The following is a 13319-nucleotide window of genomic DNA, read 5'->3' as shown; positions in this document are numbered from 1 at the left end:
ATATTAAAAGACCTATTGCAACCAAACGAATTATAATACCAAATGGATTGGCGGGTGGATACGTGAGCATTTTTGACACAATTCCCGAAAAATTTTTCTCTGTACTGGCTTCGGGAAACAAAGAAATATATGTTGATGCGCTCATGCTGTTGCATCAGATGTTCAAGTATCAACTTAATATACAGGTAGACGATTATATCTCGTCCTTGATATCCCAAATTGAGGATAAGTCCTTTATCCTCGAAGAAGATGACGAAGTAACCGAAGTCAGCTTAATACCTAATGTTAAGGCGCGTTTGATATTGAACCGCCTGGTTAAAACGGGATGGGTAGATAAGGAGTATTTGGATGGCTCATTTATTGAAATTATTACTCCACGTGATTATGCCATTAAAGTAATGAAGCTCTTGAGTGAACTAAGTGATCAAACACTGCACGAGTATAACTCCCTCGTATTCGCGACTTATTCTGGTCTCAAGCAAGCTAAAAATGAACATCAAGGGCAAATGTATGAGGCAGTTTTGTCGGCAAAGACAAACACGGAGCAACTAACTTACGAGCTAAAAAGGCTTTATCATGGAATTCGCAGTTATTTGCGGCGAATACAGGAGCAGAGCGAAGTGAATGTGCTACTAAAAAATCATTTTGAAGAATACAAAAGGATGTCCGACAGTATTTATCATCCGATCAAAACAATGGATTCTATTCATCGCTATATGGCACCCATTCAAGAGATACTTTCAGATATTCTTGCGGATGAAGAGCTCATGGATGGCATGCGTTCAAGAGCAATGACGATCCGAAAATATGAGAATGACGATGAGGCGGGACAGGAGATCATATCTTCAATCGATTATGTTTTGGATGTATACCAGTCAATTGGAGGAATTGTGAATGAAATTGATAGAAAACACAGCACATACACAAAAAGCTCTATTGAAAAAATCCAATACCTGATGACTGCAGACCAAAGTATCAAGGGAAAACTGGTTGAGCTGTTGAAAGCATACTCAAATTCCTCAGATACCAAGCGCACTGTAATCGTTGAAATGTTTGAACAGAATATTCGAGTCAATCGACAAGAATTTATTGATGGAAAATCTCTCTATCACAAGAATGTACGCAGTAGGCGTGTCAATTCTGAACCGCTGGAAATCACAGATGATAATACGTTTTCTAATGCGGCTATGACCGGAATGCTACAACAAATTAAAAATGGATACCCCGTGGCAAGAATTCGAACATATGTGAACAGTCTTTTTAAAGAAAATGAATCCTCTATTAGAAGCGAGACAATATCGATTAATAACGATGAGGACTTTATACTACTGATACTGGCTATGGTTCGCGCTAATGAACGAGGCATGGATTACAAGGTGCAGATAAACAATGGTCGACTTGATAGAAATGGTTACATAATTCCTAATATGACGATCAGTAAAAGAGAGGTGGGGCCCCATGTGGAATGAACAGTACATAGGACTTACTACTTATGAGAAAGGCGAGTTCAAACGTTTGGCGAATTACCTATTATCTCATACATATATGGTGCGATATGAGTATCAGTCATCACAGCAAATGACCTTGCCAAATTACGACTATCAGATAGCTTCACGTCTATTTGGCATTTTACATGATTATTTTGCGATCACTGGCTGGCGTCTTGAAAAAGATGATAATTACGGAATTATGTCCTTAATAAATATATTTGACCATAATCGCTTGAGAATCGATCGATTCACTACATTGTTTTTATATACATGCCGTCTCATATACGAAGAAGAGCGTGAACAAGTAAATAGCTTCCATACGGTTAAAACAGATACCCAAGCAGTTGTTGAAAAAATGCGAATGCTTGGACTTCTTGATAAGGGAAAAACAACACAAAAAGAACGTATTGAGGCCCAAAGAACGCTTGCACATCATAATATAATTCAAAAAATGGAATCCTCTGCATGGAACAATGAGGGTAATCAAATTCTCATTCTCCCATCCATCTTATCTATTATTTCTAATCAAGGGATCAACGATATGATAACAGAATTAGATGAGTTTCGAGTAGATGACGACATTAGCACAGTTGGAGAACAGGAGGATTAGAAATGAAACGGATGACGAAACTCTTACTGATTCATTGGCACTACTTTGTTCATGAAGTTATTGAGTTAAATAAAGTGAATTTTCTAACCGGAAAAAATGCCTCAGGGAAGTCGACGGTTATGGATGCTCTGCAGTTGTTACTGCTTGCCGATACTAGCGGTAGCTTCTTCAACAAGGCTGCTAGTGGACGTGGTAATCGAACCTTAAATGGATATTTACGCGGTGAATTAGGTGACGATGAGGATTCAGGCTTTAAATATCTGCGCAATGGACGTTTTACAAGCTATATCGCTTTAGAGTTCTTTGATGAGGAGAAGGAAAAGTATTTTACCGCAGGGTGTTGCTTTGATATTTATTCGGAAAACGATATGCAAAAATTATTTTTCCGATTTGACGGAGCCATGCCATCAAATGAGTTCGTTATTAATAGGAAGCCGATGGATATTACAACTCTGAGGGTATATATCAAGGAACACTATTCTATAGGACGTAGTTATACTACCGATGTAAACCGGGATTTTAGGCAAGATTTATATGGAAAACTTGGGGGCTTGCGTGATCGCTTCGGTCAGTTATTGAGGAAAGCTGTTTCATTTAATCCCGATGTTGACATACAAAAATTTATCTCGGAATTCGTCTGTGATACACAACAAACAGTTGATGTCAGCCGTATGCAGGAAAATATTAGAAGCTATAAAAGCCTGGAGCAAGAGGCCGATGTTCTTAAGGATCGAATCACATTGCTTGAACGCATTGTTACGGATCATCAAACCTTTGAAACCCACAGGCAAAATGAAATTCTATACTCCTATTTGGTTGACCGCGCGCAAGTAGATATCAAATTGACTACTAATGCAGGCGAGAAAGATAAAGTAACCGATTATTCCGCCCAGCTAACTGTATTGAACGATACCTTAGCAAAGGAAACTGAGCAGCAGAGCAAACTGCAGGGTGAGCGTAATATCATGCAAGCGAACCTACTCAGTAACAAGGAAGCGCAAATTTTAAAGCATCTTCAGTCGCAAATCTCAGAGAAAGAGCAACTAATATCTACGCTTCGAGGGGATTTCGATAGGACTTCTTTATTACTTTCAAGAAGCATTGCTTCATGGAGGGTAAACATTAATGGATTTATTCAGAAAATTCAAGGGACAGATACCAGCTCTCTCGATCCGATATTAACGACTCGTGTTTATGACTTGGTTGCTGACGGACAACAGTTTTATGCCAAGCTTGAAACACTCGGAAATAGCGATGCAGCAGCCATTTTAGCAGTGGGGGAGAAAGGGCTCATTCACTATGCAGCCAGCGCGGATGCTATACGAATGAAGTGCAGCGGCCTCGTTTCAAGGTTCTCTGAAGAGCAGCAGAAGGTTGCCGATAATCGTAAAGGATTACTGACGGAGCAGGAGTCCCTTGAAAGTGGTGTCTACCGCTTTCCACAGGATGTACTTGATCTCAAGGAAGCTGTTATGGGTCGTTTGCATGCCAGAACTGATTCATCGGTTAAGGTAGTAGTAGTGGCGGAAGCAGCGGAACTCAGGGACAAACGCTGGCGTAATGTGATTGAAGGATATCTTAATACACAAAAATTCTATCTGATTGTTCCCCCTGAGCACTTTGACACTGCTCTTCGTGTTTATGATGATATCAAGAGACAACGAAACATCTATAACACTGGTATTGTGGATATTGAAAAGCTTCAGAGAATAAATCCCATAGCAGAACCCGGAAGCCTTGCTGAAGAACTTGAAACAGATGATCCGAATGTGCGATTATTTTTAGATTTTACACTTGGTCGTGTGAAGAAATGTGACCGCGTCAGTGATTTGCGCCGGCATCGAACAGCGATTACAGACGATGGAATGTTATACCAGAATTTTGTTGTAAGAGCGATGAATCCAGATAGATGGGCTAAGCCGGCTATTGGCCAGGGTGCGATACGGCAACGCTTGGAAGATGTAAAAAGAGAGATTAAAGAGTTAACCGAAAAAATAGCTGTTTGTGCATCTATAAAAACTGCCTTCCAATCGGGAAATGCTCTAATGATACTAAGTGAATCGGACGCCAAACAGACTCTTACGGCAACGGTAAACGTTGGACAGATTCCAGCGATAGAACAAGAGGTCATTCTGCTTAATAAAAATATAGAGTCTATTGATCAAAGTGCTGTTGAAACAATGGAAGAGCGCATCGAGTCATTAGATCAACAACTAAGGGCTCTTTATAAGCAGATTGACGTACATAAACACGAATTCAGCACCATCAAAGAACGCTTGCGAGTATGCCTAGAGGAAACAATTCCAAGACTTTCTAAAGAACTGGAAACCATGGAATTAGAGCTTTCTAGAAAATACGAAGCTGAATGGCTCCAGAACACAGGAAATACAAGATATCAACGTGAGCTCTTAAGTAGAGGCAATGCCATTGATATTGAACGGGCATTTCCGAGAGAACTTAGCCGCTCCGTAAACGCTAAAAACGCTTTGTGGGACGAGTTGCGGACTTTGCGCCGCCAATATAATGATAAGTATATCATGGGATATGATATTGACGCCGTGAGTAATGACGCTTACGATAATGCGTGGATTGAGCTTAGCGATATTAAACTTCCGGAATATTTGACTCGTATCGCAGATGCTCGAAGTAAAGCTTTTGAGCAGTTTCAGGAGGATTTTTTAAGCCGTCTACAATATAACATAAAGGATGCAAGACGGCAGATTGATGGACTAAACAGTGCATTAAGCGGTAGTTCCTTTGGCGAGGATACATATCGATTTCTGATTATTCCAAAACAGGAATATAAACGATATTATGATATGATCGTTGATCCAATGCTGCTGGAAGGCGGGTATAATCTTCTGTCTGATCAGTTTAATGCAAAATACAAGGATGAGATTGCAGAACTGTTTGCAATTATAACGAATGAAGGAACCGGATCGAAAGCACAGGAACGCGATGATTATGAAAAACGAGTACAAGCTTTTACGGATTATCGCACTTACCTGTCCTTCGATTTAGAGGTCATTAACCGCGAGGGAGAATCACAAAGACTCTCTAAAACACTTGGAAAAAAATCTGGTGGCGAAACCCAGACGCCATTTTATATTGCAGTATTAGCATCGTTTGCACAATTGTATCGCATTGGCCGGGACAAGACAGCTAATACATCTCGTATCATTCTGTTTGATGAAGCATTTTCCAAGATGGACGGAGAGCGTATTGTACGTAGTGTTGAACTGTTACGTGAGTTTAACTTTCAAGTGGTACTTTCAGCGCCACCCGATAAAATTGGGGATATTGCCACTCTTGTTGATAGGAATCTATGCGTGTTACGTGTAGGCAAGCAGGCATGCGTGCGTAGCTTTGACCCTAGGAAGTTGGAGGAGCTTGATTATGAGTGATGGATATAAGCGCCAATTAGTTTCAGCTTTACTTGATAAATATGAGCGTAGCAGCTTTTTTTATGAGGATAAACGTCCGACTCGTCGAATTATGCTGAAATTATATGATGGAGGGCAAACAGAGTTCCCCCAGTATGATATAGAGCAATCTGAAAAGCGCATTATGATAAATTTTGCAGTACAGGCATTGTGTGAGGCGCAGTTCGTATCATATCGGTGGATGAAGGGTGAAGAAAATCACATCATAGCAGAAGTATGGCTGAATTTTGAAAATATCTCCTCTGCATACTCCCTGATTGGGCGGCAACCAAAGGGTGATGTGGTGGATGAAGTTTGTTTAGAGCTGTTGAATTCTATAGATAAAGCTCGTAGCGGATGGGCAAAACAGTTTTTGAGTGATACGTATGATATCATTGCTAGAAAACGCTCTATTGGAAACAGATTGCCAGTCGATAGAAACGAGCGTAGTGATCTCCTTCGTGCAATATGTTTTATTGATCAAATGGGTGAATTAGACACGCTTGAGCGTGTATTTTCTCTTCAATGTTTCGGCGATTCAAAGAGATTTGAAAAGGTAATAAGAGTACGGTTGCTTGGTATATTGTCTAAATATCTAGATCATGAGGATGATAATAACGATGAGGAGCTTCTTAGACAAGTAGGGATTACGAAGTATCCAGAACAATTGGAGTTTTGCGGGCAAGTAACCATGTCTTTTGATAGCGGAACCGTTGACTTTTCACATTTGATTTTTGGGGGCGTTGTGAACTCGAAAGATTTCCAACGAGGTCAATTAAGAGTATCTCCAACAATAAAACGTGTGATCTCCATAGAAAATCGGGCAAACTACATAGAGTATATTTATAAGCAAAAAAATGACCATGAACTAGTTGTGTTCCATGGAGGACAATTCAGTCCAGCTAAGCGGGATTTTTTAATGGCTGTTGCTGCGTCCATATCCACGTCTAGCCATTGGTATCATTGGGGAGATATCGACTTTGGTGGATTTTCTATGCTGGCAAGACTAAGACGGGAAATTAAGCATGATGTTTTTCCATACCGCATGGATAAATCGGAATTGATAAGATATTCTTCTTTAACGGCATCAGTACAGCCAAAATATATTGAAAAGCTATGTAGCTTGAAGCGGCATAGTGAGCTTGCCGATTGTTTGCCCTGCATTGACTATATGATAGACAATCGTGTCAAACTGGAACAGGAAGCTATGATGACCGATCTCATTTAATAATCAAACTTAACAAATGGTAATCAAATAACAATAAATAGGATATCACAAAAGCGAGCGATCATGCATATCTAGACATAATCAAACAAAATTTAGATAAGTCTGTTTTCTTGAAGAGTGGGAGGTTGTCTTATTTTCTATCATTCTTTAAGCAATTGTTAGATGAGGGATGGAATGTAGAATTATAGTTTCCATATATAATTTTACTCTTTTATATAATTAAAGAAAAGGTGCAGTGAATTAATTGATGATAAAAGAAATACTAACGTATATGAAAGATATACCCTTCGAGCAATTACTTAATGACCAAACTATTAAAGAAATAAAACATAAAAAACAGGATTTTTCTAAGAATGATAAGCGTTTTCTTCAAAAAAAATTAAGTGAGTTTCGCAATTTTGATGTTCAATACATATTCTGTGTCATCTTAGCGTATTCAATTTGGTGTCCCGATGAAGCAATTGTAGAAGCAAGGAAAAAAGGTGTCTTTAGATATAAAGCATGGGGGTTTAATACTAACTGTGCTGCATTACTTTTACAGCAAATTCGAAAATCCTATATATTAATACCGTATTCTGACAATACCAAACAATTTATAGATAGAAAGTTAAGCTTATCATGGATGTTTGATTTTTATCAAAAAACTGAAGAGGAATTGGTAAACTATATAAAAGAGCACCATCGTAATCGAAGAGTAACTCGTTTCGGTGCTGCATTCGTTGAAGAAGCATTGTTTAAAGAACTTCTGGCATATGCTGATACAATTTTTTACTTAAATAGTCGTTCTCATGAGTATATTAATAAACATAAAATAGAAGGGTATAGCCATGAAGAAATTTGCGATAGTATTTCATATATAATCTATTTATACGACGCAACTATTGGAATTAAAAGTAATTGCAGTTATACTATTTCAGCGAAATATGTTTTATCTGATGAAATTGAAAAAATAATTTTGAAGGCTTGTAAAGTTAATCAGCTGCAGGAATGGGAAATTTCAATTGATTATTTTAGTTACAACGTAAAGACAATTGAAAAAAAATGTCTAATTTTTGACGATACACTAATGTTTGAAAAGAGTATTAGATTAGGTTTTGTTAGGCGAAGTATGCAGGAGGGGGTCTTTTATCTAGAAAACACAAAACGTTTAAAAGGTAAAATCTTGTCATTAGCTGAAGTTAGCGATTATATAAAAGACAATTTTGGAGAACAGTTGATAAAAGAAGTAGGAACGGGGGCGTTATCAAGGTATCGTTTCGAATTCCCTGAACCTCTCTTTGCTCCTTTCCAGGATCCCAAGATGTTTCAAGGTAAATTTTTTGAAGAAGAAGAGTTATCTATCGCTCACAATGCTAGAGAGCTGATAATGAATAATGAGGATGCTTCTAAAAAGAAAATTACAACTCACTGTACTTTAGAGGATGTAGTCCTGTTTCAAAGATTTTTTTCTCTTATGAACCTTATTGCTAGTCAAATCCTTTTTAACCAAAAAGATAAGCAAAAAGTAGTCAGATCGTTGATACCACATTTTCAATATGAGACTCTCATTAATCATCTTACAGTTTTTATGGGAGAACGAGTCAAAGCGGAGGAATTGCTTCAACTTTTCACCTATAAAAAAGATATAAAAATAGATTTGCAGTACACTCCCTTTTTAAAAGTTTCAGGCGGAATTATTTTTTCAAATTCTCTTGTTTCGAAATCAAATTTACAAAGAAATTGTATAGCGTATTCTTACTTGTCGAAAAATCAACTTGTTAATCAAGATAATCGTGAGACATTAGTTCAGGAGTGTGTACGTATTTTTTCTGAAAAACACCCAGAATATCGTGTGTTTTCTAACAAAAACTTTTCATACTGTGGCCAGAACGGAGAAGTCGATGTTTTAGTAATTTCTGAACAAGATATTATTATTATTGAATGTAAGGCTCCTTTAAATCCTACAAACAATTTTGAAATGAGAGCAAGTGTTGATCACATCAATAAGGCTGCAAGACAACTTGATCATTGCAAAGCTGCATTTATGGACAAAGCCTTTAGAAAGAAGTTTTTGAAAAACCTGAGAATATCAGATGAGCCTCGCAATATACATACATGTATAGTTTTTGGAAATAGGCTTTTTAATGGCTATACTATTAACGAGCATCCTGTGCGATATGTGAGAGAACTTGATATGATATTAAATGATGGGAATATATATTCCGCAGCAGGGACGTGGCGCATCTGGAAATATGAAAAATTTAGACATGAAGATCTTATTTCTTTTTTCTTTCCTGACCACCCCCTAATAGTTGCTAATTTCAATTCAATGGAGAAGGTAGAACAGTATATGTTTATTAAGGGAAAAAAAGTTTGTTTTGAAACATATGCTTTTAACTCTGTTAAAGCAATGGAGCAATATGATGAGTTTTTTCCCATCCAGAATAGAAATGATACTGTTCGGGAACGAATTTATTCTGCCTATGAAGAGCACAAAAGGTTAGCAGGCAGGAGGAAGCACTAGGGAATATTACTTCATTCAATATAACTTATGATGATAAGAGCCTCATTTCGAGGCTCTCTATAGTATTGAGTAACCTTTTTGCCTTCACCTGCGACTCTCCCACCAATTTGGGTAAAATACCCTAAGCACTACTTTGCCCAATCCCCCATCAAAAAGAGGTGTTGCCACATGACAACTCAAAAAGTACATTATCGAATAGCTAAAATAAGAGTCGCCATGTCTGCTGCAACATGCACATAATTCGGCAAATAAATTCCTTTTTTTATTTTTTTTACAAATATAAGGTATAATATAATTTATATGGGCTATTTTATGTCTTGATTATTCGGTTTATCTTGGCTTGTCTTCAACCGGAAAACAAGAAACTGAAATCTAAAAGCCTGTTTTATAATTTCAAGTAAGCTAGACTGGGTAATATTTCCGTTAAATACGAGTAGTACACCTACTAAGATTAGAACAATTGCTTCAGTTGCGAGAAAGATCGGTATAGTCCACAAGCCATTGCTGGTTTTTGAAACAATGGTCAAGGAAATAATCACAAAAAGAAATAAAGTCAAAAGCAAACTTCCAAAGGACCAAAGACGTGCCATAGAATTATCGTTAAACATAAGTTCTTTCTGTGTTTTTTTGAACTTTTTTGAATCTGCTCGTTTCATCAGTTGTAACAGCTCCTTGTGGTGCTCAAATTCGATATATATGAGAGCCCATCTTTTTTTTTCTTTAATAAGAAGTTCAATCAATATCTCACGTTGATTATTCATGACCACACTGTAATCTTTAGCAAAAGGGTTTATTCTTATAGCTTTGCAAGAATGTTCATATGCTTCTAAAAGTAAGTGAATCATATGTATAAGTGTAGCATCATTAACTTCGCTGTTTTCATGATTGTTGTTCAATGAAAAAAATGATTGCATTTTTTCATTCGATAAAAATGCTTCCTGATTACCAGGCATGATTCTTTTGTATTCAAGTTCAATAACAGTTGCATATTCAGGATAGTTAGATATAAGGCTTTCAAGTTCATTTTGACATTCCCGCAATTCATCAAGTGCTTGCTCGTGATTATTTAAAAGAGTTGCCTTTTTCCATTTAAACATATGTTTATACGTAGAAATAAGTAAACAGTTGTAAATCCATCTTTTCTCATCAATTTCAGAATTTTTAATAATTAATGGATGAACATTTGGCATATTTCTAAGACATTTTATTAATTTTATAGCATTGTTTATATGTGTAGTCATACTATTAATAAAAGGTTCTGCTATCTCGAGTTCCTTTAATGAAAAATGATATAGAAACAAGCAAAGGTCTCTCTCGTAAAGAACATGTTCTCTATTAGCAGCGTAAATAGTACGATTTATCTGGGATGTAGTCATTAAATTAGCCAATTCATTATCTATATTCGCTAATTCTGAAAATTTTTTAGCAGCCTCTTTATATAATGACGATTCATTACTGTTTGATCTGGCTCTATCCCGTAACTGATTTCCTAGTTCAAAATATTTTTCATGATCAAAATTAGGAGGGATCATTTAGCATCTCCTTTTTCATTAATACCTTATTAATACCTTTATTAGCATACTTTATATGTATATATTAGCATATTTTTATACTGAGTGACTTGCTTAAAAGTAAACTCGTACTTCGTGGTGACGAATACTTCCCTGCGCTTCCACACCAGTTTGGGTAAACTAAACCTAAGCAATACTTTTTCTAAATTCAATCGAAATGAGGTGACGCCCCATGGCAACTAAAAAAGTACCCAATAGATTAGCCAAAGAAAAGTCACCGTATTTGCTCGGACACGCACATAATCTGGGAAGATAGTTTCTTAGTCGGTTAATGCTATTAAAATCGCAAAGCGCGACAACAAATCCATATTTCTTTCAATTGGGTGCAGCTACTTACTGACTCACACACATCTGTCATTGATGAGATTGTTAGTAAAATAAGCTCTAGAGTGTTATTGATGTTGAATTATGTAACCAATTAAATTATGTAACTAACTGAATGATGGATGATATTCTACTTAGATTTCAAGCAAAAAAAGCTGACACCAATCGGTGCCAGCTTTTTTCTATTTCTCCTGCAGCATCATTTCCCACAGCTGCGGGGTGTCGTAGCCGAGACGCCAGGCGGCGACGCCGGCTAGGTCGTACTTGCGCGCGATAGCGAGGCGCTGTTTGACCGTGTCGTTGTCTTCCAGCCAGAACACATGCTTTTTGCCGTCTTCCGTGTAGTCCACTCGGTACTGCTTAAACTCGTTGTCCCACGTTTTAACGGCTTTCTTGGCCGTTATGAGCGCGGGGATGTCCTTGAGCAGGATCGCCTTGTTCTCTACAGGCTTGCCTGCGGCATCCAAGGTCCAGTCACGGACATAGTAGGGGATGCCCATGATCAGCTTGTCGCGCGGAATCCCGTAGCTCAGGAATTCGATCACGCCCTGCTCGGCCCAGGGAAGACCGGATACGGAGCCCGGCTCCGTGCTGCCTTTCCAGTATTGGTCATAGGCCATGATGGCAATGTAATCCACGTACGAAGCGAGCTTCTCATGGTCATACGCGGTTTTGTCGTTCCATTTGATGCTTCCGCGAGGCAGATCGACCGAAACGCTCAGTTTTTTCGCGTGGGCGGCATCCGCGAACTGCTTCACAAAGGCGGTGTAGCTCGCCCGGTCTTTGGCGTTCAGGCTCTCAAAGTCGAGATTGAGCCCGTCCACTTTCAAAGCGGCGGCTTTGTCGACGATCTGGCGGATGAAGGCGGTCTGCGCAGCGGGATTCGCCAGGAAAGCCGAGGTCATTTCCGCATTAAACTGATTGTTGATCAGGGGATACACGGTAAATCCCTGTTTTTTGAGCCAGTCGACCGTAGCCGCTTCGGATTTGTCGTCGACTTTGCCGCTCGCGTCCGCGAGCTGGAAGTAGGTAGGCGATACCACATCAAGGCCGACGGTACCGGATGCTTGCGATTGGATGGTCGAGGCCGCGGAAGAGCCCGTCCAGCCCCAGTACTGCATTTTGCGGAGATTATCCCAGATGACGTTGCGGTCCAGGGTGCGGATCGTGCTGTTCGAATATTTGGATGCGTACTCCAGCGCCTGGGGAATGGTGTTAAAATCTCCGATCAGCGTATTGTTCTGCAAAACCTGATAATACGGATAATTGCTCCATATAATTTTGCCGTTATAAGAGATTTCGCTGTGGGCCCAGCGGGAAGCGTACGCTGCAGCCGCGTCCAGCGACTGGAATTCACTCAGGAAATTGTCGTTCTGATACACTTTGTAGGAAGCCTCGTTCGTATGGACAACGGCATTGTCGGTCGTTCTGACGACTTTGGAACCTCCCCATTTGAGAGATTCGTTGACCGCGTCTTCGAGATAAGCGAAGCTCCAGGCGGGCGCCGAATATGTATCCTGATAGACCCGGTAGGCAGGCGTTCCGGAACGGAGCGAGCTTTTGTCGGCGGCACTGATGTTGTCCCAGACCCACTTGTTCGAGCTCAGGTCGATGATATGGGCGTGCCTCCATTTACGGGCTTCCGCCGTCGCATCGGCCAGTGTCATGAATTCCCACGATGTCTGCGTGCTGTCCCCTTGATAAACACGGTATCTGGGATAGTTGTTCCAAACCCAGCCGCCGCTCTGCAAATCTCTTACGCTCGCATGTCCCCAGCGCTTAGCTTCGGCAACGGCCGCGTCCAATGTAGGAAACGTCCACTGAGGCTGTGTAAAATCATATTGAAACACCTGATAACGGGGAAAGTTGTTCCAAAGCCACTTGCGTGTGGAGATTTCTTCGACGTGGGAATTTTTGAACTGCTTGGCGTAGGCCTCGGCCTGACTGTAGTCGGAGAGCTCCGTTACGATTTTGTTGTTCTGGTAAACCCGGTATTTCGTGGTTTTGTCCGCCGCCTGAGCCTGCAGGGGGGAGCAAAGACTGACGACGACGGCTCCTGTTAGTATCCAACGCATTGCTTTCATTTATCACGCCTCTTTCTATCAATCTTCCTACTATTTGACGTTCGGCCGGGCCGTTTAGTTGCGTTTTTCGGCATAAAAAAAGAAAAA

7 protein-coding genes are annotated in these 13319 nt (G+C 39.5%); 5 read left to right on the top strand and 2 right to left on the bottom strand.

Annotated elements, in window-relative coordinates:
* Window positions 1–62: 62 nt before the first annotated feature.
* The 5 genes from ACI48J_RS16440 (at window position 63) to ACI48J_RS16420 (ending at window position 9253) form a co-directional block, all read left to right on the top strand.
* Window positions 63–1469, top strand: a complete 1407-nt coding sequence (locus ACI48J_RS16440) for a Wadjet anti-phage system protein JetA family protein (protein ID WP_405079302.1) — start codon at window positions 63–65, stop codon at window positions 1467–1469.
* Window positions 1459–2100 carry a DUF4194 domain-containing protein gene (locus ACI48J_RS16435; RefSeq protein ID WP_405079300.1) on the top strand — a complete coding sequence of 214 codons (642 nt, stop codon included), beginning with the start codon at window positions 1459–1461 and terminating at the stop codon, window positions 2098–2100. The genes ACI48J_RS16440 and ACI48J_RS16435 overlap by 11 nt, the downstream gene beginning before the upstream one ends.
* A gap of 2 nt (window positions 2101–2102) precedes the next feature.
* Entirely contained in the window at window positions 2103–5504 is a 3402-nt protein-coding gene (locus ACI48J_RS16430; RefSeq protein WP_405079298.1) for an ATP-binding protein, read from the top strand.
* A complete protein-coding gene (locus ACI48J_RS16425; RefSeq protein ID WP_405079296.1) occupies window positions 5497–6750 on the top strand; it encodes a Wadjet anti-phage system protein JetD domain-containing protein in 1254 nt (417 codons plus the stop codon). Before ACI48J_RS16430 ends, ACI48J_RS16425 begins: the two co-directional genes overlap by 8 nt.
* Before the next feature lie 247 nt (window positions 6751–6997).
* Window positions 6998–9253, top strand: a complete 2256-nt coding sequence (locus ACI48J_RS16420; RefSeq protein WP_405083244.1) for a nuclease-related domain-containing protein — start codon at window positions 6998–7000, stop codon at window positions 9251–9253.
* 305 nt (window positions 9254–9558) lie between these two features.
* On the opposite strand, the gene ACI48J_RS16415 is transcribed toward ACI48J_RS16420, so the two are convergent.
* Entirely contained in the window at window positions 9559–10785 is a 1227-nt protein-coding gene (locus ACI48J_RS16415; protein WP_405079294.1) for a hypothetical protein, read from the bottom strand.
* 545 nt (window positions 10786–11330) lie between these two features.
* Window positions 11331–13232: a glycosyl hydrolase family 18 protein gene (locus ACI48J_RS16410; RefSeq protein WP_405079292.1), complete on the bottom strand. Its 1902-nt coding sequence runs from the start codon at window positions 13230–13232 to the stop codon at window positions 11331–11333.
* Window positions 13233–13319: the final 87 nt, after the last annotated feature.

This window comes from Paenibacillus chitinolyticus (genome assembly GCF_045038035.1).
GTDB lineage: Bacteria > Bacillota > Bacilli > Paenibacillales > NBRC-103111 > Paenibacillus_F > Paenibacillus_F chitinolyticus_A.
This window is presented reverse-complemented; position numbering and strand designations above follow the sequence as displayed.

What these genes read in the sequence shown, in the direction of transcription:
- ACI48J_RS16420 (WP_405083244.1), top strand. Translation starts at nt 6,998, where the DNA reads ATGATAAAAGAAATACTAACGTATATGAAAGATATACCCTTCGAGCAA.
- ACI48J_RS16430 (WP_405079298.1), top strand. Translation starts at nt 2,103, where the DNA reads ATGAAACGGATGACGAAACTCTTACTGATTCATTGGCACTACTTTGTT.
- ACI48J_RS16410 (WP_405079292.1), bottom strand. Translation starts at nt 13,232, where the DNA reads ATGAAAGCAATGCGTTGGATACTAACAGGAGCCGTCGTCGTCAGTCTT.
- ACI48J_RS16425 (WP_405079296.1), top strand. Translation starts at nt 5,497, where the DNA reads ATGAGTGATGGATATAAGCGCCAATTAGTTTCAGCTTTACTTGATAAA.
- ACI48J_RS16415 (WP_405079294.1), bottom strand. Translation starts at nt 10,785, where the DNA reads ATGATCCCTCCTAATTTTGATCATGAAAAATATTTTGAACTAGGAAAT.
- ACI48J_RS16435 (WP_405079300.1), top strand. Translation starts at nt 1,459, where the DNA reads ATGTGGAATGAACAGTACATAGGACTTACTACTTATGAGAAAGGCGAG.